The organism is Candidatus Paracaedibacter symbiosus, from assembly GCF_000757605.1.
Classification (GTDB): Bacteria; Pseudomonadota; Alphaproteobacteria; order Paracaedibacterales; family Paracaedibacteraceae; genus Paracaedibacter_A; species Paracaedibacter_A symbiosus.
Genome location: NZ_JQAK01000001.1, coordinates 1,470,455 through 1,494,045, shown reverse-complemented (window position 1 = coordinate 1,494,045; position 23,591 = coordinate 1,470,455). Strand labels below are relative to the sequence as shown.

23 protein-coding genes and 1 pseudogene are annotated in these 23,591 nt (G+C 42.4%); 7 read left to right on the top strand and 17 right to left on the bottom strand.

Features of this window, described 5'->3' with window-relative positions; translation table 11 throughout:
• Positions 1-4: 4 nt before the first annotated feature.
• The 4 genes and pseudogenes from IG80_RS0106830 to IG80_RS16790 all read right to left on the bottom strand — a co-directional run bounded on the left by IG80_RS0106830 (position 5) and on the right by IG80_RS16790 (position 2,961).
• Positions 5-346 (bottom strand): helix-turn-helix domain-containing protein, encoded by a 342-nt coding sequence (locus IG80_RS0106830; protein ID WP_198027251.1) that lies wholly within the window; start codon positions 344-346, stop codon positions 5-7.
• A 7-nt stretch (positions 347-353) separates the two neighbouring features.
• Positions 354-1,329: pseudogene (gene dusB / locus IG80_RS12465) on the bottom strand (tRNA dihydrouridine synthase DusB).
• Positions 1,330-1,922: 593 nt separating this feature from the next.
• A complete protein-coding gene (locus IG80_RS0106820; protein ID WP_032113481.1) occupies positions 1,923-2,642 on the bottom strand; it encodes a Bax inhibitor-1/YccA family protein in 720 nt (239 codons plus the stop codon).
• Between the two features lie 145 nt (positions 2,643-2,787).
• A complete protein-coding gene (locus tag IG80_RS16790; RefSeq protein ID WP_084756281.1) occupies positions 2,788-2,961 on the bottom strand; it encodes a diacylglycerol kinase in 174 nt (57 codons plus the stop codon).
• Between the two features lie 158 nt (positions 2,962-3,119).
• Here IG80_RS16790 and IG80_RS0106815 point away from each other — a divergent pair, with 158 nt between their 5' ends.
• Positions 3,120-4,574 carry a TrkH family potassium uptake protein gene (locus IG80_RS0106815; protein WP_032113070.1) on the top strand — a complete coding sequence of 485 codons (1,455 nt, stop codon included), beginning with the start codon at positions 3,120-3,122 and terminating at the stop codon, positions 4,572-4,574.
• Between the two features lie 57 nt (positions 4,575-4,631).
• On the opposite strand, the gene IG80_RS0106810 is transcribed toward IG80_RS0106815, so the two are convergent.
• Entirely contained in the window at positions 4,632-5,531 is a 900-nt protein-coding gene (locus IG80_RS0106810; RefSeq protein WP_052046181.1) for an Hsp33 family molecular chaperone HslO, read from the bottom strand.
• A 341-nt stretch (positions 5,532-5,872) separates the two neighbouring features.
• Here IG80_RS0106810 and IG80_RS0106805 point away from each other — a divergent pair, with 341 nt between their 5' ends.
• Together IG80_RS0106805 and IG80_RS0106800 are read left to right on the top strand one after the other, a co-directional pair.
• Positions 5,873-7,276, top strand: coding sequence for a DASS family sodium-coupled anion symporter (locus IG80_RS0106805; protein WP_032113068.1), 1,404 nt, complete (start codon positions 5,873-5,875; stop codon positions 7,274-7,276).
• Positions 7,277-7,298: 22 nt separating this feature from the next.
• Positions 7,299-7,922 (top strand): NADPH-dependent FMN reductase, encoded by a 624-nt coding sequence (locus IG80_RS0106800; protein WP_032113067.1) that lies wholly within the window; start codon positions 7,299-7,301, stop codon positions 7,920-7,922.
• A 381-nt stretch (positions 7,923-8,303) separates the two neighbouring features.
• On the opposite strand, the gene pnp is transcribed toward IG80_RS0106800, so the two are convergent.
• From pnp to IG80_RS0106765, 6 genes are all read right to left on the bottom strand, one after another.
• Complete coding sequence (gene pnp, locus IG80_RS0106795) at positions 8,304-10,466, bottom strand: polyribonucleotide nucleotidyltransferase (RefSeq protein ID WP_084756205.1); 2,163 nt, start codon at positions 10,464-10,466, stop codon at positions 8,304-8,306.
• A gap of 351 nt (positions 10,467-10,817) precedes the next feature.
• Positions 10,818-11,087: a 30S ribosomal protein S15 gene (gene rpsO, locus IG80_RS0106785; RefSeq protein WP_032113065.1), complete on the bottom strand. Its 270-nt coding sequence runs from the start codon at positions 11,085-11,087 to the stop codon at positions 10,818-10,820.
• Positions 11,088-11,097: 10 nt separating this feature from the next.
• On the bottom strand, positions 11,098-11,982 hold the full coding sequence (gene truB / locus IG80_RS0106780; RefSeq protein ID WP_032113064.1) for a tRNA pseudouridine(55) synthase TruB: 885 nt from the start codon (positions 11,980-11,982) through the stop codon (positions 11,098-11,100).
• Position 11,983: 1 nt separating this feature from the next.
• Positions 11,984-13,084, bottom strand: coding sequence for a rod shape-determining protein RodA (rodA, locus tag IG80_RS0106775; protein WP_032113063.1), 1,101 nt, complete (start codon positions 13,082-13,084; stop codon positions 11,984-11,986).
• Between the two features lie 169 nt (positions 13,085-13,253).
• Entirely contained in the window at positions 13,254-15,053 is a 1,800-nt protein-coding gene (gene mrdA, locus IG80_RS0106770) for a penicillin-binding protein 2 (RefSeq protein ID WP_052046179.1), read from the bottom strand.
• Positions 15,054-15,239: 186 nt separating this feature from the next.
• Entirely contained in the window at positions 15,240-15,620 is a 381-nt protein-coding gene (locus tag IG80_RS0106765; protein ID WP_156962079.1) for a hypothetical protein, read from the bottom strand.
• A gap of 1 nt (position 15,621) precedes the next feature.
• Here IG80_RS0106765 and IG80_RS16540 point away from each other — a divergent pair, with 1 nt between their 5' ends.
• The gene (locus IG80_RS16540) at positions 15,622-15,750 is read left to right on the top strand and encodes a hypothetical protein (RefSeq protein ID WP_269517171.1); all 129 of its coding nucleotides are present in this window, start codon (positions 15,622-15,624) and stop codon (positions 15,748-15,750) included.
• Between the two features lie 171 nt (positions 15,751-15,921).
• On the opposite strand, the gene mreC is transcribed toward IG80_RS16540, so the two are convergent.
• From mreC to IG80_RS0106740, 5 genes are all read right to left on the bottom strand, one after another.
• Positions 15,922-16,812 (bottom strand): rod shape-determining protein MreC, encoded by an 891-nt coding sequence (mreC, locus tag IG80_RS13260; protein ID WP_052046178.1) that lies wholly within the window; start codon positions 16,810-16,812, stop codon positions 15,922-15,924.
• 60 nt (positions 16,813-16,872) lie between these two features.
• Complete coding sequence (locus tag IG80_RS0106755; RefSeq protein WP_032113061.1) at positions 16,873-17,919, bottom strand: rod shape-determining protein; 1,047 nt, start codon at positions 17,917-17,919, stop codon at positions 16,873-16,875.
• A 467-nt stretch (positions 17,920-18,386) separates the two neighbouring features.
• Entirely contained in the window at positions 18,387-19,130 is a 744-nt protein-coding gene (gene fliP / locus IG80_RS0106750; RefSeq protein WP_032113060.1) for a flagellar type III secretion system pore protein FliP, read from the bottom strand.
• Positions 19,114-19,398 (bottom strand): hypothetical protein, encoded by a 285-nt coding sequence (locus IG80_RS0106745; protein ID WP_032113059.1) that lies wholly within the window; start codon positions 19,396-19,398, stop codon positions 19,114-19,116. The genes fliP and IG80_RS0106745 overlap by 17 nt, the downstream gene beginning before the upstream one ends.
• Entirely contained in the window at positions 19,399-19,710 is a 312-nt protein-coding gene (locus tag IG80_RS0106740) for a hypothetical protein (RefSeq protein WP_032113058.1), read from the bottom strand. It lies immediately after the preceding gene.
• Between the two features lie 164 nt (positions 19,711-19,874).
• Here IG80_RS0106740 and IG80_RS0106735 point away from each other — a divergent pair, with 164 nt between their 5' ends.
• The 3 genes from IG80_RS0106735 to IG80_RS0106725 all read left to right on the top strand — a co-directional run bounded on the left by IG80_RS0106735 (position 19,875) and on the right by IG80_RS0106725 (position 22,658).
• Positions 19,875-21,158 (top strand): cation:proton antiporter, encoded by a 1,284-nt coding sequence (locus IG80_RS0106735; RefSeq protein WP_052046176.1) that lies wholly within the window; start codon positions 19,875-19,877, stop codon positions 21,156-21,158.
• Positions 21,142-21,765: a ribonuclease HII gene (locus IG80_RS0106730; protein WP_032113057.1), complete on the top strand. Its 624-nt coding sequence runs from the start codon at positions 21,142-21,144 to the stop codon at positions 21,763-21,765. The genes IG80_RS0106735 and IG80_RS0106730 overlap by 17 nt, the downstream gene beginning before the upstream one ends.
• Positions 21,766-22,148: 383 nt before the next feature.
• Positions 22,149-22,658, top strand: coding sequence for a CBS domain-containing protein (locus IG80_RS0106725; protein WP_032113056.1), 510 nt, complete (start codon positions 22,149-22,151; stop codon positions 22,656-22,658).
• A gap of 111 nt (positions 22,659-22,769) precedes the next feature.
• On the opposite strand, the gene IG80_RS0106720 is transcribed toward IG80_RS0106725, so the two are convergent.
• The gene (locus IG80_RS0106720) at positions 22,770-23,309 is read right to left on the bottom strand and encodes a hypothetical protein (protein WP_156962078.1); all 540 of its coding nucleotides are present in this window, start codon (positions 23,307-23,309) and stop codon (positions 22,770-22,772) included.
• Positions 23,310-23,591: the final 282 nt, after the last annotated feature.

Sequence of the window (23,591 nt, the reverse complement as noted above, 5' to 3'; positions counted from 1 at the left end):
CGTTCTAAAGGTTTGTCAAATCAATTTGTAAATCCGTTATTTTTTTGCGCAAGGTATTACGATTAATTCCTAAAATAATGGCTGCTTTCTTTTGGTTACCATTAACCAGCTTGAGCGTTGCTCGCAACAAGGGACGCTCCACTTCTTGTATGACACGATCATATAAGCCATTACCTGGCATAAGCCCCTCGTGAGCGGCAAAATAAGTTGCCAAAAAACCTTCAACCATTGCGCCTAGGCCACGTTGCTGCATAGACAAATTGTCGTTAGGTACGGCGATTCCTTGAGTTTCCTCAAGATTTTCATGAATACGAATCGGTTGAATCATTGTTGATCTCTTCGTCATAAATCTTTCAGACATAAAGCGGCAAATAAAACTTATCGATTAACTCAAACATCGCTACACTTGAATCTGCTTGATTAATCGCGACTCTAAAGTCTGTCGACCCGGGCAATCCCTTACTATACCAGCCGACATGTTTGCGAGCAATTTTCACACCTGTACCCTCACCATAATGACTCATCATACTGTCAACATGACCACGCAGTAACTGATGCTGTACCTCTATTGTGGGATCTGCCAGTTTCTCCTTCGTTTTCAAATAGTGCCCCACTTGATTGATAAACCAAGGCCGCCCGTAACAACCACGCCCAATCATTACCCCGTCGGCACCACTTTGATCTAATAATGTTACTGCATCATCAATCGTCACCACGTCACCATTGCCAATAACAGGGACTGAGACAATTTCTTTTACGCGCCTGATAAAATGCCAGTCAGCCCGACCATTATACAACTGACAACGAGTCCGCCCATGAATCGTGATCATTTTGACGCCGCATTCTTCTGCTATCTTTGCAAGTTTTGGCGCATTACGACTCGCATCATCCCATCCAGTTCGCATTTTCAAAGTTACAGGAATTTTAACAGCTTTAACAGTGGCTTCAATAATTCTTGCCGCAAGAAGTTCATCACGCATCAGCGATGATCCAGCATGACCATTTACCACCTTCTTCACCGGACAGCCCATGTTAATGTCAATAATGTGCGCCCCCCGATCTTCATTAAGGCGTGCTGCTTCAGCCATTACCTCAGGCTCACACCCAGCTAATTGCATTGCCATTGGTTGTTCTTCTGGAGATTTTTTCAATCATCTTCATCGTCTGACGGGTATGCCGAATCATGGCCTGACTCGCAATCATCTCTGAAATAACAAGCCCTGCCCCTTGCCTCTTTACCAAACGGCGAAACGGCATATCGGTCACCCCTGACATAGGGGCAAGCAATACTGGCATAGACAATTCAATGGAACCAATTTTAACTGACATATGAATTTTTCTATTTATTGAATCTTAATTTTCAAAAACATACCCAAAAACACTTGCAGAGTCACAATTATGGCCAGCAGATTTGAGACGACTCTTATCTTTGTGCGCCGCGAAAGCTGCGCCCTCTTTAAAGGAGCTCCAAGGTAAAAATGAGCCCAAAGAGGCAAAGCCAAAAACCGACTTCTTCAGGTGTTTTGAATGTATACTACACAACTCCTAGCATGTGATCAAGAATTAGGCACGATATTTTTTTAACCCAAGTTAATTATTTAATAAGAACGCACAGTAAGAAGTAAACGATTTGACAGATTCCGTGATCATCACCACGTACTTTTGAAGAAGGAGTTGTGAGCCATGACTTTTAAATAGAGAGAGAACACGGCCCTGGGTTGACTTTAGAATGGCAGCAATAAACGTCTTGGAAAGGGATCCCCTATAACGGCCAGAGCAATCTCCTCAAGAGCAAAACCGGGATATGACAACAATGCTTTGGAGAGGATTTCCAATCTTAAAATCATTAGGTGGACAGAACCTAGTAAAATAAAAAAATAGCGCGGGCTTTAACTCCCGCGCTCTTCTTTTAACAGCGATCCTTAGCGGCGATCGCCAAACAACCGCAGCAATGACATAAATAGATTGATAAAGTCTAAATACAAGGTCAAAGCCCCCATAATCGCAACTTTACCAATGGTTTCACCAGCTGCACTTGAATAATAAGCATCTTTAATTTTCTGTACGTCATAGGCAGTCAGACCAGTAAAGATAACAACACCTAAGACAGACACGACGAACTGTAATCCTGTGCTTTGCAAAAAGATATTCACCAAACTTGCAATAACGATTCCAAACAGGCCCATGATCATGAATGATCCCATGGAAGTCAGATCTTTTTTGGTTGTATATCCATAAAGACTCATACTAAGAAACATCGCCGCGGTGATAAAGAAAACGCGTGTAATGCTTTGTGATGTATACAGTAAGAAAATCGTCCCCAATGAAAGGCCCATTAGTCCTGAATAAACCCAGAACAACAATTGGGCCGTCGATTGGCTTAAATTTTGAATTTGATAACTTAAGTAAAACACCACACCCACCGGCGCTAACAAGACAACCCACTTCAATGGCGTCATGTAAAGAATGTGTACCAGCTCTGGTGATTGTGCCGCAGCAAAGGCGATAAAGCCGGTTAGGGCAAGTCCCAATGCCATCAGATTAAATACACTTTGCATATAACTGCGCAGACCTGAATCTAATTGCGTTGCTTGACCATGTCCCTGGCGGATAACTGTTTTATTTCCGTATGGATTTTCCATAACAACCTCTTTCAAATAGATATCTTTTTTAATAATATACACTACTTGCGTTATAATATCAATCTTTCGCCATAGCAGTAATACTTACTAAGATATATGTGTTTTTGACCAACCAAAATTCTAGGAATAACAATAAATCCCCAGCTTAAAAACAATCATAATTACAGCAAAGAAATTCTGCAGCAGATCTTGCCTCTTTAGCAAATTTAAAATGTGGACAAATTTTCCCTTGCCCTAATTCATCAATTGTTTTTTCAATAGCTGTATTTAATAGCTCCCCTGAAAGAGTCAGTAGAATAGGAAGGACAAGGAGCCAAATGGCTTAGGCCTTCTATTAGAGAATATAGGAAAGAGATTGCCACACTCGCTAACGGTCGTTCGCAGTAACGGATTTGCAATTTCAGTAACGATTAGTATATACTCATTTAGCGAAAAGAGTTAGACTCAAAACATAATATATGAAATTATTGTTAAATAGTGTTAGCATTTCGTCCTGTCCTTTATCTTATTGGAATTTTAATTAGCATCTTTGCTGTCGCAATGCTGCTTCCACTTATCCTTGAATTACTTGTCTTTAAAACAGATGGGTGGCAGGAGTTTGGCTTTGGCGCTTTTTTTGCTGGATCCCTTGGCCCCCTTCTTGCCCTTGCCAATTATTCACCAGAAAAAATTGAACTGCGGGTTCGCGAAGCTTTCTTGCTTACGACCTTAAGCTGGGTGGCAACATCCGTTTTTGCGGCGTTTCCCATGTATTGGTCTTCTCTAAACTTAAGTTTCATAGATGCCTGGTTTGAAAGTGTCTCTGCCCTCACCACTACAGGGTCAACAGTCATCACATATCTTGATAATGCACCAAAGGGGGTTTTATTGTGGCGAAGTCTGCTGCAGTGGCTGGGAGGCACTGGGATTATTTTGATGGCCTTAACGATTCTACCGATTCTGCGCATCGGGGGAATGCAACTATTTCGCAGTGAATTTTCTGATCGATCAGAGAAAATTTTGCCCCGCGTCTCTCAAATAAGTAGTGCTATTCTCTCTGTCTATTTACTCTTCAGCGTCTTGTGTTTCTTGAGCCTAAAACTCGCTGGTATGGACTATTTTGATGCTGTCTGTCACACCATGGCGACGGTTTCGACGGGGGGGCTTTCTACACACAATGCTTCATTAGGTTTTTATAACGACTTTTTGATTGAGACAATCACCATCATTTTCATGATTATTGGGGGGATAACCTATATTCTTTACATTAAGTTATGGCAGGGAAACTTTAAGGCGATCTATAAAGATTCACAGTTGCGTGTGTTCTTGTGTACAATGCTTATCGCCGGAATTGGTATTGCTCTATGGAACTGGCAGCAGACAGAATTGGGTCTCGGTAAAAGCTTAAGAGAAGGTGTATTCACGGCCGTCTCCATTATGACATCGACTGGGTTTACAACTATTGACTATACCCAATGGGCCAGTTTTCCACTATTTATTGTGTTTATCTTAAGTATAATTGGTGGTTGTACGGGCTCAACCTCCGGCGGCTTAAAAGTCTTCCGTCTACAGGTTTTATCTGCTGCAGCGCACGTTCATTTAAAGCAACTGCGACGTCAATATGGCGTGTATGTTCCCACTTACCAAAACCAAAAAATTTCAGAAGCAGTCGCCATGTCGGTGCTCACTTTTGTGAGTCTTTATTTTTTAGTCGCTCTTGTGATTGTCGCCCTACTTACTCTTTTTAATCTGGATATTGTCAACGCGTTTTCTGCAGCCATTGCTGCCATTAGCAATACTGGCCCCGGCATTACGGAACTCATCGGCCCGAGTGGCACGCACGCTCCCCTTCCTGATGCTTGTAAACTTATTCTAATGGCAGGCATGATTTTAGGCCGTCTTGAAATTCTAACTGTCTTTGTCCTCTTCATGCCATCATTCTGGCGAAGTTAGAGTTCCTTTATTTAACGGAAGCGAGATGAGCCGTTTTTTCTATTGCCTGCACACCAGTTAAGACTTTACAATTTCGTTTTCACCAAACTCATATTGACGACCACAAAATTCGCATGTTACATTAATTTTATCATCCATAACCATATCTTTAAGCTCTAGGGCGCTAAAACTCATCAGCATATGTTGGATTTTGGAAGAAGAGCAGCGACATTGGGAAATATAAGTCTTGGGCTCATGAACACGCACGCCATTTTCCCAGAATAATCGATATAATAGATCTTCATTACTAAGCTGGCGATCCAACAGCTCTTTTTTCGTCATACTCCCCACCAAGCTCATGGCATGAATCCATTCATCATCCAGCTGTTCCTTCAGATCAATTGAAATGTGGGTTGGCAAGGGCAAGCGTTGAATCATTAGCGCCGATGAAGCAAGAGTTGCTTCAGTCACCCCTTCGGAACTTGCTAATACAATCCCCGTTTCTAGTTGCTCAGATTGACGAAAAAAATGATGAGTTGCATCGGCTAAATTCGCCCCCATAAGCTCCACAATTCCCTGATAGCGAGTATCCTCTTGCTCTGGCTCAAGCGTAAAAGCAAAATGGCCTTCCCCAAAAAGGTGGCGCATATTTTTATCCCCGGCTTCGTCTAAACTTTTAATTTTTTCTTGGTCAAACTTGGCGCAAGCGCGGACGTGCCCTTCCTTATTAATATCGACAACCAATAGATTTAAAGGGCCATTTCCGGTAATTTGTAAAGTGAAGAGCCCTTCAAATTTAAAGCAGCTGACAACCGCCACCGATAAGGTAGTTGCCTCTGCCAAATAGTAATTCACGAGAGCAGGATAGTTATGATGTTTAATTATATCTCTCATCAGCTCATCCAAACGCACTAAACGTCCACGAATATTAGATTTTTCTAGGTGGAAGGGGATGACACAGTCAAATTGATCAATCATTTTTATATCCGCTCGTTACTCGAAAAGTTACCATTTATTAAATAATCTTTTTACCTCACGTTCTATCTTAGACGCAACTTTTGAAATCTCCTTCTCGATAAGTTGCCCCTATAAAGCGTAAAGCGAATTTGTTAAGTAAGGCTTATTTTCCTTTTTTCTTATATTCTCACAGCCATACCATGGTGTCAAAAATGTGTCGACATAAATTTAGACGATGTTTTTGTGATTTATTATTGAAAATAACAACTAATTTTTAAAAAAATAAAAAAATCTGTCGGCAGAATGAGATAACTCTGATATCACTATGATAAAATTTAGTTTGGGAAATTTTAGGTATTCCAATGAAACAAATAACAAACTTCTTAATTCCAATTTTAGTGGGCATTTTAATTTATCTCTGTCCTATGCCAGAAGGGATGGATCCACGCGGTTGGAAACTTCTTGCGATCTTTGTCAGCACCATTATCGCCCTCATCTGCAAACCGCTCCCCATGGGCGCCGTGGCTCTGATGAGTATGGCAGCGACGGTACTTACTGGTACATTAAAACTTGAACCCGAAGCTCTGGGTGGGTATGGATCCTCAGTCATTTGGTTAGTGATCTACGTCTTTTTCATCGCTCGTGGGTTTATCAAAACACAACTTGGCACTCGTATTGCCTTTTTCTTTGTGAAATTGTTTGGCCGCAAGTCACTGGGACTTGGCTACAGCTTGGCAGTGACTGAGCTCCTTATCTCGCCATTTATCCCCAGCAGTGCTGCGAGAGCCGGGGGTATTATGTACCCCGTCGTCCAAGCGATTTCTGAATCATTGGATAGCCATCCCGATGGGAAAACTAATCGACGCATCGGGGCATTCTTAAACCTCGTCTCCTATCATGGAAATCTTATAACCAGCGCTATGTTCCTAACCGGGATGGCGGCCAACCCCATGATGCAGTCTTTTGCAGCGGCTCAAGGCGTGACGATTACCTGGAGCAACTGGGCGCTTGCCGCGATTGTACCTGGTATTTTGAGCCTGGTTTTGATTCCTCTGTTAATCTATATACTCTATCCTCCAACGGTTAAAACTTTTGACAATGCTGTGGAAATTGCACGCCTAAAACTCCACGAGATGGGCGCAATGAGTCGGGGCGAATGGATCATGACGGCCATCTTTGCTTTCATGTTGGTCTTGTGGATTTTTGGCGAAAGCTATGGCATTAGCAGTGCTACTACTGCCCTCCTGGGTCTGTGTTTATTGTTAATCACCAAAATCCTTACCTGGGATGATATTTTGGGTGAAAAAGAGGCGTGGCATACTCTTATTTGGTTTGCCATTTTGGTAATGATGGCCAAATATCTCCAGGTTTTTGGGGTAATTGCTTGGTTTAGCAACATGGTTTCTGGACAAGTTATCGGTCTGGATTGGGGTTGGGCGTTTGGCGCACTGGTTTTGATTTATTATTATAGTCACTATCTATTTGCCAGCAACACATCTCACGTCAGTGCCATGTATGCTGCGTTCCTTGCTGTTGCGATTGCTGCAGGGGCACCTCCCTTATTGGCCGCGCTCAGTCTTGGCTTCTGCTCCAGCTTATTCTCTGCCATGACGCATTATGGTGCGAGCAGTTCCGCTATTTTCTATGGTTCCGGCTATATTCCCATTGGGACCTGGTGGGGGATTGGTTTTGTCATCAGCGTTGCCAACCTTCTCATTTGGTTTGGTATTGGGAGTGCCTGGTGGAAAGTTATTGGTATTTGGTAAATTTATTAGAGAAGTTAATAGTATGCTCAAGAAAATAATCTCTTATTTGACACTGTTGATAGGTTTTTGTCTATCAACAGTTAACGCAGAACCTATCACCGCAATTGTTTTGCAAACAAGTCTGAACAAAACAGATAGTCGGAGTGACCTTATCGGTGAAATCCTTTATGACAAAGCAACTAAAGCCGGATTTAAAGTGGAAAAAATCTCCCTCAAAGATTTTCCACTTCCCTTATGCGATGGTCATGGAGGCGCTGCCTTTGATGACCCTAACGTTAAAATATTGCATGCTAAAATTAAAGAAGCGAAGGCCATTTTTGTAGCTTTTCCTGTTTATAATTATGCTGTTTCTGCTGGCACTAAAAACCTATTTGAACTCACGAGTCATCCCCATAAGGATATTCTTTCAGGTGATGCGTGGGGAGGGAAAGTGGTGGCTTTGATAGGATCGGCAGGGTCGCCTAAAAGCATGCTCGCCCCGCTTAGCTTTGCTGACAGCATTATGACTGATCAGAAATGTCATATTGTCCCCCATATCACCATCGCCAATGCCGATGATTTTAAGGATAAAAAGCCAACCAAAGAGCTGGATGAACGGCTAAATAAGATAGTAGAGCAGGCAAAACAGCTAGCCACCATGCATTAATATCTAATAGATCTCTTTCGAGATCGAGAATTTTGTTTTCTGGCGAGTTAAATTTTGACGAGCAACTGGCGTTTACTTAAGTAAATAAAGCTTGCGAGTTAAAATTTAGCGACGCTAGATTCTGTGTACCTAATTCCCACAAAAATGATTATGAGACATTTTTAGCTGAAAATGATGTCAGGTTTCGATGTTGCCGTTTATCTACTTCGAGAAATTTAGTTCGAGAAATTTAGGAAAATTTGCAAGCAAATAGGGCCAAAATGAAGTTGGGGAAATTAGGTACACAAAGCCTAGGGAGTAAAAAGCGATAGTTTCGAAAAAAGTCTAATAAAAAAAGGAGGGATTTACCCCTCCTCCTTCTTTAATAGCGATGAGATAAATTTACGCCTCTTCAGCAGCGGCTGATTCATCACCATTTGCCTCCGGTGCATCTCCAGCAGCAGCGACAACGGCGTCATTCGCCACAGCTTTCATACTGAGTTTAACTTTACCGCGATCATCAAAACCAAGAACCTTGACTTTGACTTCCTCGCCCACCTTAACAATGTCGCTCACTCTATTAACCCGTTCAGCGGCTAATTCACTAATATGAACTAAACCATCACGGCTACCCATAAAGTTAACGAACGCACCAAAGTCCATAATCTTTACAACTTTACCAAGGTAAATTTGACCAACTTCTGGATCACATGCGATGTTACGAATCATGCTTTTGGCAATTTCAATTGACTTATTGTCATAACCAGCGATGTTGACGGTACCTTCTTCCTCAATATCGATGCGGGTACCGCTGACCTCACAGATTTCACGGATGGTTTTACCACCCGGGCCAATCAAGTCCCGGATTTTGTCACGGTTAATGCTGACAGTTACCATCTTCGGCGCGTTATCACTCACTGCGGTACGGCCTGCGGTAATCACTTTTGCCATCTGATCTAAAATGTGCAAACGACCTTCTTTTGCCTGACCTAAAGCAATTTGCATGATTTCAGGAGTAATACTGGTGATTTTAATATCCATCTGCAACGCCGTCACGCCTGCTTCAGTTCCAGCTACTTTAAAGTCCATATCACCCAGATGATCTTCATCACCCAAAATGTCGGTCAGAACCGCAAAGTCTTTGCCTTCTTTGATTAAGCCCATAGCAATACCAGCCACTGGGCGCGGCAACGGAACGCCAGCATCCATCATGGACAAAGAGGTGCCACAAACGGTCGCCATGGAAGAAGAACCATTGGATTCAGTAATTTCTGAAACAGTACGAATGGTGTAAGGGAATTTATCTTTTGCTGGCAGCAATGGGCGAATTGCGCGCCATGCAAGCTTGCCATGGCCAATTTCACGACGACCTGGCGCACCAACGCGACCTGTTTCATTCACTGAAAAAGGTGGGAAGTTGTAATGCAACAAGAAACGTTCGCGATATTCACCTTCAATACCATCAATGATTTGTTCATCTTGGCTGGTTCCAAGGGTTGTGACAACCAAAGCTTGGGTTTCACCCCGTGTAAACAAAGCACTACCATGGGTACGGGCTAGTATACCAACTTGGCAATCAATGTTCCGCACGGTTGTTAGATCGCGACCATCAACACGGGTTCTTTTTTTAAGGATGTCACCACGCATGATTTCAGCTTCAAGTTGTTTGAAGGCGCGAGAAAATAGCTTTTCGTGATCGGTCTCAATTGCCAACTTTTCTTTTGTTTTCATCTTTACAGCAAGAATATCAGCCAAACGTTCTTTTTTCGTTGGGATGCTGTAGGATTTACGTAACTCTTTATCTGCTGCTTTTTTCACTTTCTTGAACATATCAATAGCTTCTTTTGATTCAGCTGCAACGTCCCAGACGTCTTTTCCAGCTTCTTTTTTCAGCTTATCAATCATTTTCAATATCGGTTGAAACGCCTTGTGGCCGAAGACAACTGCCTCTAGCATCAATTCTTCTGAAAGCTCATGTGCTTCAGATTCAACCATCAACACCCCTTCGCTCGTACCAGCAACAACCAAGGCTAATTTGCTAATTGTAGACTGTTCTTGGGTTGGATTGAGAACAAATTCACCGTCAATATAACCAACATTCGCACCAGCAACCGGGCCTTGGAAGGGAAGACCTGAGAGAGCCAGGGCAGCAGAAGCACCAATCATGGCCAATACTTGACAATCATTTTCCTGATCATAACTGAGAACTGTACAGATAACTTGAACTTCGTGAAAAAAGCCTTCAGGGAACAGAGGGCGAATTGGGCGATCGATCAATCGGGATGCCAATACTTCTGTATCACTCGGCTTACCTTCGCGACGGCCAAATCCCCCGGGGATGCGGCCAACAGCAAAGGTTTTTTCTTGATAATGGACACTTAAGGGGAAAAAATCGATATCAGGTTTTACGGTTTTCGCACCGACAACGGTACAAAGCACTGTGGAGTTGCCATAAGTTGCCAACACCGCACCATCGGCTTGACGAGCGACTCGACCTGTTTCAAGGATTAACTTGCGACCTGCCCATTCCATTTCCTGACGAGCAATTTTAAAGAATTCGGACATATATTTTATTTCCTAACATAGGTTTTCTTGATTGAGAACCTTCAAATTTTGGGGAGACATTCTAGATCCTCCCAAATCTAATAACAAAAGGGAAGTAAAGCCTCAAAGACCCTAGCTTCTATGCAACTACTCCACCCAAAGACAATTTTGAGGCGTTTTTGGCTGTAAATGATGCCAAATTTCGAGAGAATATTTTATATACTTCGAGAAATTGGGAAAATTTGCCAGCAAAAAGGGGCAAAATGGTTTTGAGAAAATAAGGGACACAGAACCTACTCCCTTTTGTTCTTTGATAAGTTTTATAAAGCCATGTAACTAATCTTAATGGATTTTTGAACATGGCTTTAATCCTTATCGGCGTAAGCCTAAACGGCCAATCAAAGTTTGGTAACGATCTTGGCTTTTCTTCTTTACATAATCCAACAAGCGACGACGTTGACCCACCATAAGCAACAAACCGCGGCGGGAGTGGAAGTCTTTCTTGTGACCATTCATGTGATCAGAAAGATTGCGAATTCGTTCTGTCAAAATCGCAACTTGGACTTCAGGAGACCCTGTATCGCCTTGCTTTATGGCATATTCATTGATCAGCTCTGCTTTGCGTACAGCTGTAATCGACATCGTTTTTTCCTTATTTTGAAAAATTAAACACGCGTATGGGGAACAGTTGTCCTGCTTTGGTTTCAGCCAGACTTACTTCCCCTCCAACCCCTGTTAATAAGCAGATGGAAGATTCAGGAAGAAGGCCGCTATCAGGAATTGCCTGCCCTTGACGGATTTTTTGTTCTTCGCTTTGCGATACAGATACCGCCGGGATGTCGTCCAGAACGGCCCTAATCGGCAAAACACACGAACTTACTTGCTCAATATGCTCTTTTTCTTTGAGATTATCCAGCGAAAAAGCATCGGTTAAGGTAAATTTCCCCACTTTTGTGCGTCTGAGCGTTGATAAATACCCAACAGTTCCAAGAGTTTGCGCTAAATCTTGGCCCAATGTCCGCACATACGTCCCCGTGCTGCATAAAACGCGCAATCTGGCGGCATCGGGAAAGTTTGACTCCAATAATTCTAATTCGTAAATTATCACTTGGCGGGGTTTCATCTCTGGCACGATGCCTTGCCGCGCTAGAGTATAAGCCCGCTCGCCATTGATTCGCAAAGCTGAATAGATCGGAGGAATTTGGGTAATCTCGCCCCGAAACTGCTCCAGAGCCTGCTCAATAGCCGCCCGTGTGGGCCGCACGTCAGAGGTAGTAATCACTTCACCTTCTAGATCCCCTGTGTCCCGCGCTGCACCAAAAATAAGCTCAAACTCATATTCTTTAATATTTGTATCGACATAAGGGATCGTCTTCGTCGCCTCGCCAATGGCAATGGGCAACACGCCAGTCGCAAAGGGATCTAGTGTTCCAACATGGCCAATACATTTTGTCTTACAAAGTCGCTTTAGAATTCCCCCCACCCTGGTAGAGGTAAACCCTGCTGGCTTGTCAATGATCATCCATCCGTTCATCATGTTAGCGCCCAATCCTTACATCATGGTAGATAGCAACAGAGAGCAGCAACCCTTGCCCCATGAGCAATGTTAACATCGCAGTTCCACCATAAGAGACAAGAGGCAATGGCACCCCAACAACTGGCAGCATTCCCATCACCATAGCCATGTTAATAAAGGCATATAAAAACATGGTTGAGGTGATGCCTATGGCCACCAGCCGACCAAAATGGTTGCGCGCTCGAAGGGCGACGAAAAAACCGTAGGCAAGGAGCATAACATATAAGGAGACGAGAACCACACCTCCCACAAAACCAAATTCCTCACTAAACATAGTAAAGATAAAGTCTGTTTGTTTTTCTGGCAAAAAGTTGAGGTGGCTTTGGGTGCCATTCATATAACCTTTACCAAACCAACCGCCAGAGCCAAGGGCAATTTTCGACTGACTCACATGATACCCTGAGTTGCTAGGATCACTTTCTGGGTCAAGGAAAATAAGCACGCGCTTGCGTTGATACTCATGCAACATAGTCCACAAAATTGGCACTGCAGCAGCCACCAAACCTCCCGCGGCGATAAATTTCCAGAGGCGAACACCAGTGACAAAAAACAATATCGCCCCTGACATAATCAGAATCATGGCTGTTCCTAAATCGGGTTGACGCATCACCAGCAAAGTTGGAATGGCGATTAGAAGAAGCGGAAAGAGCAGGCGCGAAAATCTCTTTGTTTCAGCCAATGAGGTAAGCTGAAAATACCTCGCCAATGCCAAAATAAGGGCTATTTTCATTAATTCAGAGGGCTGCAATTGAATTAGATAAAGGTCAATCCAACGCTGGGCACCCATCCCAATAAATCCCATTAACTCCACACAAATCAACAGAATGAGAGACACCACATAAAAAGGATAGGCTAAAAACATCCAGGTACGAATGTCAACAAGGGCAACTCCCAACATAATGACAATGCCAACACTAAACCGTATAATTTGCTTGCCTGCCCAAGGCATAAGGTGGCCGTCGGCTGCTGAATATAACATGGCAAATCCAACGCTGGCAATCACACAGATGAGAAAAATCGCCGAATAGTTAAGTCTTTTTAATTTTTGAGAAATTGAAAGCATCCTATGCCACTCGCCCCTTCAAACCCACGGCTCGTCATTGCAAACGAGCACCAGCGAGTGGGATGATCTCCTTCCCAATTCTCGAGGAGATTGCCACGTTACTTCATTCCTCGCACTGAGGTCTCTGGCGTGACATATCTGAAGTTTAAAAGTAGAAAAAATCATATATTTATATATCTTTAATTAATTGTTGAGTTGCAATTAAAATATCGCGCGCAATGGGCCCAGCAACCTTGCCGCCACTCACCCCATGCTCGACCAAAACAACGGTGGCAAATTTAGGGTCATGCACAGGGGCAAAAGCCACAAAAAAGGCATGATCACGGTGATGCCAAACCCACGAACCTGAGTTTGTTTGGCCTAAGGCACGTTCTTTTTCTGTAATTCGACGGACCTGCGTTGTGGCGGTCTTTCCCGCCATTTCCATCCCCACATACGGAATGCGCGACGCATACGCTGTATTGCCTGGGACATTAACTACCTGATCCATTCCTTCCGTCACCAGTTTCAAAAACTTGGGATCAATATCAAGGGAAGGAAAATTGGCCTCTTCTCGCTTTAAAAACGTCGGCATGACACATTTACCAGACGCCAGACGCGCTGTCATTACCGCTAACTGCATCGGCGTTGCCAACACATACCCTTGGCCGATACTCGCATTATAGGTCTCTCCCAGACTCCACCCTCGCCCCAAAACCATTTGCTTCCAGCTACGCGAAGGAACCAACCCTTTTTTCTCCCCAGAAATCTCCACTCCTGTGATATCACCAAAGCCAAAACGTTTGGCCATTGCTGCAATCCGATCGATTCCCATAAGGCCAGCCACATGGTAAAAAAACGTATCACAAGATCCTGCAATCGCCATTTGCAGGTTAACAGAACCATGCCCTCCCTTACGCCAACAATGGAATTTATGGCTGCCCAGGTTTACATGACCGCAACAATGCACAGCTGTGTGCTGGTCCACTACACCAGATTCTAGTGCCGCTAGCGCAACAACCATCTTGAAAGTGGACCCAGGAGAATATTGTCCGGCAATTGGCTTGTTTATCAGAGCTTTATAGGGGTGATCCAGGAGTTCCTTCCATTCTTTTTTGGGAATCCCATGCACGAAGAGGTTATTATCAAACCCAGGCACGGAGACATAGCTTAAAATTTCGCCACTTCTAACATCAAGGACAATTGCCGACCCGCTGTTATGTTCTTGCATTCGGTTATAGACTGTTTGCTGCAAGCCTAAATCAAGAGATAGCTCTACACTATGTCCAGAGGTCCCTTCAGCTGTCGCCAATTCGCGTACCACTTTACGCACCGCATTAACTTCCACTTGCTTGATGCCTGGCACCCCGCGTAAATCTTGCTCAAGGCTTTTCTCGAGGCCACTCTTGCCAACTTTAAAACCTGGCAATTCGAGGAGTGGATCCCCATCCAAGTCAGCCTCTGAGGGGGTTGCCACATACCCAATGAAGTGAGATGTTTCAAAAGGATAAGGATAAAATCGATTCCGGCCTTCTTCAATCATCACTCCCGGTAAATCTGGGAGATGCAGCTCAAGCTTCGTCACCTCTGCCCAAGAAATATTTTCCTTGAGAGTGACCGGAATGAATTTAGGTTTGCTTTTGATATCTTTAGCAATAGCGCCAAGATTCTCATCCGATAATTTCAAAAGAGGCTGCACCACTGCCAGAGTTTCACGCCAATCGTCTGCCTGATCGCGGACAATCACGGCACGGTACACATTGTGATTGGTGGCAATCACCTGACCTTTACGATCAAGGATCTGACCGCGCAAGGGGGCAATTAAACGTGAATGAATCCGATTTTTATCGGACAGCGTTTTATAATGCTGATTAGACAAAATCTCAAGGTAATACATACGGCCAACAATAGTTGACAATAACAAGGCTTGCGCCCCTCCTAAAATGAAGGCACGTCGGGTAAATAAATTTTCCTTATCATTATCAATCAAACTTAATCACCATCTCTCGCTCGGTGTTTAAAAAAGTCCTTTTTTTGAGGATCTATAACATCAAAATTATGCTACTAATGTTATATCATCAGCTCGATAGAAGAACGCCTGCTGGTATTAATATCTATCGACTCCATGTCCATATTAACCACCGCTGACTAACATACTAGTATTTGATAAATCAAGCTAATCTTTAAATGAATAGTCAATATATTTTTGAATAGCCAAACTTAAAGAACAAACAGCAGGATAAATCAAAAGACTAAATCCCATAAACTTTAATAATGGCGTATAGGACAGCCATTCACCCTTAAAATACGATAAAATAAACCATTTCATATGGGAATAAATCAATAAATATGCTGCGTATCCAGCAAAGATAAATCCAAATGACTCTTGTAAAATATACCGCCTAAACGCTTGGATAAGGGCATATAACAGCAAAATTTCAAAAATTGAGATTCCTAAAGGATAACCATAAAGAGCATCTTGAAATAAGCCAACAAGAATAAGGCCACGCAGTTGAATCAGATCAGGCCTATAAACCAACCATAAATAAAGTGTCATAATGAAAAAATTAGGACAAAAGCCAAGACTTGCCCAAACTGGAATAAAAGAAAATAAAACCAATGCCATAGATAAACAAAGGACGATGAGAGCTTTTATATTAATTTTGTTTAATAGTGATTCTGGTTGATGCATCTTATTAATTTTTAGTTTGTTAGGGTCTAGGTGCTCACAAGGAGAATGCCACAGAGCGCGCTCATCGCAATGACTTAAAGGACGTAGAATTTTCTTGATTACAAGCAGGGAAAAGCCTGTCTTTATTTCTTGCTTTATTTCTTCCTGACTGAAGATCCCTGTTATACTACTCAGTATCTTCCTGATATTGAGAAATGACTAAGACAAAATCAAGATCCTTAATCGTTGCAAGCGATGTTGCCGTCACTTTAGTTCCTTCAATTGATTTGACAACCGCTACCGGGATACCTGGGGCAAAAACACCACCGACACCAGAGGTGACTAATTCGTCACCCACACGAATCGATGCCGTATTCTCAATATGAGACAGAATAAACTCACCCTTACCTGTGCCCGCTAAAATGGCATGATCAGCGGAAGAACCAATCTGCACTGGCACACGAGAACTCACATCAGTAATCGGCATAAATCTTGTATTCTTTTCACCCACTGAAAGGACCCGACCAAGTAAATAACCAGAAGTTGTCAAAATTGGGTTGTTTTTCTTCACACCATCCGCAATAGTGGCAGCAATAAAATAAGTGGCCGAATAACCATCATAAACGTGATGAGTAATTCGCGCTGTAACAATATCTTCCATCACAACGGATTTAACGTTTAAAGCGTCTTTTAATTTGAGGTTTTCAGAGTGAACCTGGCTATGATTGTGATTGTGGCGTACTAAAAAGTCATTCTGTAGTTTTAAGGATTGATTTTCCATCATTAAATCAGAATGTGAACGGAAAAAATCACCAATACTCATCATCCATCCATAGGGTTTGGCAAGAATTTCCGTGACAGGGGCCACAAAATTAACCATCGACTCTTGAACTCGAACGGCTACTGAATATTGCTTGACTTGTAAGAAAATCGCCAGAAAAAGAGTGGCTAAAAAGAGAGAAATCTTAACCCTACGGCCAATCCTGCTTAGCCGTCTTGACGTAGAATAGGAGGAATGGACAAGCGTCGCTCGACGCCCATCCCCTGTTTTTAATCCGACTACTGATAAAAGTCTCATCACAGTCCTCCTCTACATTATTAATTTAATCTTAATAAATTAATAAAATTTTACAACAAATTAATACATGTTAACAAGAACGCTTTGAAGTGCTCTCATTTCTTCCAAAGTTCGGCCGGTTCCCCGCACCACACAACTTAGTGGATTTTCTGCAATAAAGACTGGCAGACCTGTTGCCTTTGCCAACACTCTATCCAAATTCTTCAACAAAGAACCACCACCCGTCATTACAATACCTCGATCAACAATGTCAGCGGATAATTCAGGCGCTGTATTCTCAAGCGCCGTCTTCACCCCTTCAACGATCTGAGCAATTACATCATTCAAACTTTCAGCGATTTGGCGTTGATTAATCTCAACTTCAAGGGGCGTCCCATTGGTCAAGCTACGCCCCTTAATAGCCATAGTAATACTCCCGCTATCAGGATTAATCGTGGCAGACGCAATCTCTTTTTTGATTTTTTCAGCAGTACCTTCCCCAATCAGCAAATTGTGCGTCCGGCGGATATAGTGGATAATTGCATCATCCATTTTATCGCCACCAACTCGAACGGAACAGGCATACACGATCCCACCTAAAGATAAAACGGCAACTTCTGTTGTTCCCCCACCAATATCAACAACCATCGACCCGGTTGGCTCCGTCACAGGAAGCCCAGCACCAATTGCAGCTGCCATTGGTTCTTCAATCAAAAACACTCGGCGGCCACCCGCACTTTCAGCGGATTCTTGAATCGCACGACGTTCGACCGCTGTTGACCCCGAAGGAACACAAATCACAATTTGAGGGGCGGCAAAACTGCGGCGATTATGGACTTTACGTATAAAGTGCTTGATCATCTCTTCGGCAACTTCAAAGTCAGCAATTACCCCATCCCGTAAGGGACGAATGGCCTGAATATTACCAGGCGTCCGGCCAACCATTTGCTTGGCTTCTTCACCAACAGCAAGCACTTGACGTTTTCCTTTAGAAGTGGCAATAGCAACCACAGAGGGTTCATCCAGAACGATCCCACGTCCCTTGACGTATACCAACGTATTAGCCGTTCCAAGATCAATTGCCATATCAGCGGATAACCTTCCAAGAATCTTGTGCAGGATTTTCATTTTTTCCCCAGGTACATAAGTAAGTGCATTAAATAATCTTATTTAGAGTTTTAGGCCTTTCTACCCATCCAACGCAAGAGGATTTATTAAAAATAGTTTAACAAAAAAAGGAATAATTCTTATCTGTTTTGAATTAAATAAGAGCAATGCAATCTAAGAAAATTTGGCAATCCATATTTTTCCTAAATAACACACCAACCCTAGGCCCACTATAGCCTTGTGGCAACTTTGTAAGTGAATGTAAGAAGGAGATTGCGAGGAAGTATTCGCTCCTCATAAATGAGAGAGAGGAGGTAAATTTTATTAAATTTTCTCTCCCCTGGAACTTAGAGCAAGCACATGAAGAGGCGGCTGAAACTTTTAAGCCGAAATGAGGTAAAATTTCGCTGGAATATAATCAACATACCTAAACAAATTGGAGGATACCGAGAGGCAACGAGACACATATTACGAAAGGTGCCTACTGCTTAAGGTTGCGAAAAACTATTGACCAGACTCCCTGACAGCAAAAACCACCCATCAATCAATACAAAAAAAATCACCTTAAATGGCAAAGAAATCATCACCGGTGGCAGCATCATCATCCCCATGGACATTAAGACAGAGGCGACCACAAGATCGATAATTAAGAAGGGAATAAAGATCAAAAAACCAATTTCAAAAGCCCGCCGAAGCTCACTAATCATAAAGGCTGGCACTAAAATCTTAAGCAGGGTGGCTTTGGGCTCTATCACTTGGTCTATCTTAGCCAAATCCATAAATAGCCTTAAATCCTGCTCGCGCACGTTACTTAACATAAACTCTTTAAAAGGCTGCACGCATTTTTCAACCGCTTCCTCTTCCTTAATTTTTTCCGCAACCAACGGGACAATTCCCTCTTCATAAGCTTTTTCAAAGGTAGGCCCCATAACAAAGGCGGTCAAAAACATTGCCAAGCTAATTAATACCATATTCGGCGGGGATTGCTGCAAGCCCATTGAGTTCCTTAAAAAAGACAACACTACCACAATGCGGGTAAAAGAAGTCACCATAATAATGAGGGAGGGCGCTACACTTAAGACTGTAAAGACAAGAAACAGCTGAATCATCCGCCCACTGAATGACCCATTGGCATTCCCTAAATCTAATGTCAAACTTTCAGCAATACCTGGAGTGATGAGAATAAAACTCAACCAAACGCCGATAATTAATTGCCTATAAAGTGTTATCATCTGCGCTCCCTAGCTTCTGCTTACTTAACAATAATTCACCTTGATTTCCCAACAGTACCAGATAGCTATTATGATGATCTTGAAATCGAATCACACTCCGCTTGGGATCGATTACCATTCGTTCCAACACCTTAAGCTCCCGTTCTTGGCCATAAAAAGTAAGCTTTCCACCGGCAAGATGCTTTTGTGCTAGTTTTGCCATTAGCAAAACCAAGCCCACAACCAGTCCTAAAATAGCAATTGTTTTGACCAGCACCATTAAGTCCATTTAAATCATCCGGCCTTTGGTGTACGCTTTCATTCCTTTGAGCCGCAACTGAGTATTGTCAATATTTTGACGCAACCCCTCAAAACGATCTTGTAATTGCTCTAATTTAAGATTGAGCTGATCTGCAAACAGTCTCATTTGGGCTCTTGCTCTTTCTTGCTCATCCTCAGTAAAATCTCCAAGATTCTCTAGCAAGGCGCTAAGCCTATCTTGTTCGTTTTGAAATACAGTTGTTAAGGTTAATTCTTCCGGCATCGACAAAAGTGATGTTTGTAGCTCCAGAAGACAGTGCATAAATTCGTCAAATACCATATTTTACCACCCTTAAACCTCTCTTCAAACCTCATTGTATATAATTTTATTTAAATTGTATACTAGGTCCAAATTCTACGCTTAAAAAAATTCACTCACTCTTATTTAAAAAAATAGCCAATTAGAGTTTGCGTCAAGCTTTTGTGGTATGTTAACGTTTAACCATGCATTCAGAATTACACTTAACAGAAATTGCCCTTGTTGTGGTTGCAGCGCTTGCTGGGGGCCTTGCCCTTGTGCGCCTTAAGCAACCTCCAATATTGGGATATATTTTAGCCGGAATCATTCTTGGCCCTTCGGGCCTTGGACTTGTGGAATCGCGCGAGTTTGTTTCCACCTTGGCAGAACTTGGTGTTCTGTTACTCCTTTTTGTTGTTGGGATGGAACTCAACTTACGTACATTTAAAAAGGCGTGGGTGATCACAACATTATGTACAACGCTTCAGATTGCCACTGCCCTTACGATCACTTTTTTATTAGCCCCCCTGTTTGGTTGGTCCGTTGGAATGTCTTTGCTTTTCGGCTTTGTCATGTCGCTGTCCTCAACGGCTGTGGTCGTCAACATGTTGGAAAACATTAACGAATACCGAACAGAGGCGGGACAATATGCCATTGGCGTTTTGATTGCCCAAGACCTTGCTATCGTCCCGATGATCTTGATTTTGCGCAACCTCGGCAAATCGGTATTTGATCATGGTCTGATTATGAAACTGGTTTTATCGATCAGTTTAATTATTGTTCTCATTGCCTATCTTTCACGCAAACAACGAGTTCGCATTCCCCTGACTCAGATGATTTCTGGCATTAAGGAATTAACCCCCCTTGCATGTCTAACTTTTTGTTTTGCTGCTGCTGCTATTTCCGGTTTAATCGGCTTGTCGGCTGCTTACGGCGCCTTTTTAGCCGGACTTGTCCTAGGGAACACCCATGAACGCCTTATCCTTTTGGAGACAACGCAACCAATTCAAAGCACGTTGTTGATGGTTTTTTTCCTCTCCATTGGCTTGCTATTGGATATACATTTTATTATTGACCATTGGGGCATGGTCTTGGTGCTGCTCTTTGTGATTACAATTGTTAAAACGGCCCTTAATATTGGGATCTTACATCTCTTAAGGTTACCTTGGTCTCAGTCTTTTTTGATCGGTGTTGTTCTGGCCCAGCTGGGGGAATTTGCCTTTTTGCTCGCAACGGTTGGCTATGAAACCAAGATCATTGACAGTTATGGGCAAAAGTTGATTATTGCTTTGACTGTTCTCTCTCTAGCTTTCAGTCCTGTCTGGCTGTCTATCGCCCGTCGTCTCAAACTGCGGGCAACGAATGGCCATCCGGGTTTATTTCGTTTAATCATTCTGTCGATTGGTGGGGGAGAATCTGGTTGGTATTCTCGTCTTAAAACAAAAACAAAAAAACCTATTCCTGTCACAATTGATGAAGAAGACTCCTAATTTCGATTTAGAATCACAATATACGGGCATTGTCGTAGGAATCGATGAAGCTGGTTGTGGTCCTTGGGCTGGCCCTGTTGTCGCGGGGGCTTGTATCTTTTTAAATCAAAACAACCTAGGAACTTTATTAAATTTGATAAATGATTCAAAAAAGTTAAGTGAAAAAAAGCGCGAGGCCATCTTTGAACAACTGATGCAACTGCCCCTGGATGAGTTTCGTTATGGCATCGGCATTGCCAGCGTTGAAGAGATTGATACCATCAATATTGGGCAGGCTACACGCCTTGCAATGCAGCGAGCCGTAGCCGAACTGAACCCAACACCAACCATCGCTCTCGTTGATGGGATTAGGAAACCGATCCTGCCCCAACAAGTCATCCCCATCGTCAAGGGAGACCAAAAATCCTATTCCATTGCCGCCGCCTCAATTCTTGCCAAAGTCACGCGCGATCGTCTTATGCACCAACTTGATGAAGAATTTCCCGAGTATGGCTGGCGCCAAAATGCAGGGTATGGTACGGCTAAGCATCACGAAGCGCTAAAGCACTTCGGCGTCACCCTCCATCATCGGCGCAGTTTTGCTCCCATTGCCGCATTGTTGAAATAGAGCGAAGTTAATATAAAAAAGACTCATTACTCCATAAGATTGAAGTTCCCTTCTATCCATAAAATATTCCCATCTTCCGCAAAAGGTTTACAAAAGATAGTCAAACTGTAATTCATACAGGGAGAATTCTAGGTTCTGTGCACCTCATTCACGCAAAGATGATTTTGAGATATTCTTAGCTGAAAATGATGCCAAATTTCGATGTCGTCGTTTATCTCCTTCGAGAAATTTGGAAAAATTTGCAAGCAAATTAGGGCCCAAATGAATGATGGGGAAAGGAGGTGCACAGAACCTAAGGGATTTCGTATAGATTTATCACGCCTACTTCCTTTCATTTAATTCGTACTATCCTATAAGCAGAAGCTGAGGAAGTATGACTAACTATGCGTATCATCGACATTCCAGAGTTTAAAGATAAGACTTACGTTCTTGCCATGCCAGAAACAACGCCCTTGATGGAAGCGATAGAAGCGATGGTTGCAAGGAATGTTGGCTCCGTTGTAGTGATTGAAGGAACAAAGGTTGTTGGTATTTTTACCGAACGTGATCTTTTGATCAAAGTGAGTGGCAAGAAAAAAAAGGTAGAAGAGCTAAACCTTGCCGCTGTCATGACCAAGAGTCCAAAGACAGCTTACATGAACGATACCGTTACTGATTCAATGCGACGAATGAGTCAAGGGCGTTTTCGACATTTACCGATTGTAGATGATGAAAAGAACTTGATAGGAATTGTCTCGCAGGGAGACTTTGTGGCCTATACGTGGTATGATTTGTTTAACCAATTGCGCGATCGTACCAAAAATTCTTTTCTGACCAACACTCAATTATGGATGCTGGTTTTAGGTCCTCTTATCTATATCTTGATATTAAAGTTCTTTATTATGACACAGTAATTTCAATTTTATCCAATTTTTTAAGAAAAGGTAAAGAGATAGGATGATGTAAGTTATAAAAAACACTTCCTAAGAAAAATAGGAAGTGTCTCTTTTAAAGATATAGTGAGTTTAGTTCTGAAAATTATTCCCTTGATCTTGTTCCTCACCATTATCCGACATGTTATTATCTTGCCCATTATCATTATTATTCTGGCTATTTTGACCATTATCATTGCCAAAATTATTAAAATTATCGGGCGCTTGTTGGGTGTTTTGCGGCTGTATCCCAGGATTTTGGCGCATTCTATTAGAGTAGTTTTGCCCTGCCATCCTGGATTGATTAAAGCTTGGGCTCACAAGATCTTGTTGCTCTGCCTTCATCCCTCCCTGCGCAGAAGGATTTTCTATTTGCATTTGAGTTTTCGTCGTCACGCCGGGAATTTCAGCCACTAAAACTTTTTTGGGTATCAAAAACTCACTACTAATCACAATACATTTACTGTTATTACAAAAGTTGCTGGCTGTGGTTTGACGATCAAAGATAAAAACCCCGTCGTGTAAGGGAATAATCTCAAACCGATCTTTCTTGTAATGACTAAACATAACAGCACCCACACTTATCAAAATGGTGATGCACAATAATAACATGGCTCTGATCAGGCTCATCATTTCCCCCTTACCCTCTCGATCGCTGGGTAGATATGGATTATAATAATAATTACGTTTTTTTCCATCATACTATGATAATAGGGCAAAAACTTTAATTTTTTGTAAAGGTTAAAAATACACCCAAAAACACTTAAAGAAACATGTTCTAATAGAGTATTTAAGAAGAAAAATGACAACAAAAGAAAAATACCCTTCTTCAGCTCATTTTAAAATGAAAAAAAGTTCACACTAATAATTAACTCTGCTAAGCTTATGAATAGAAAATGGTTACAGAATTTTAAA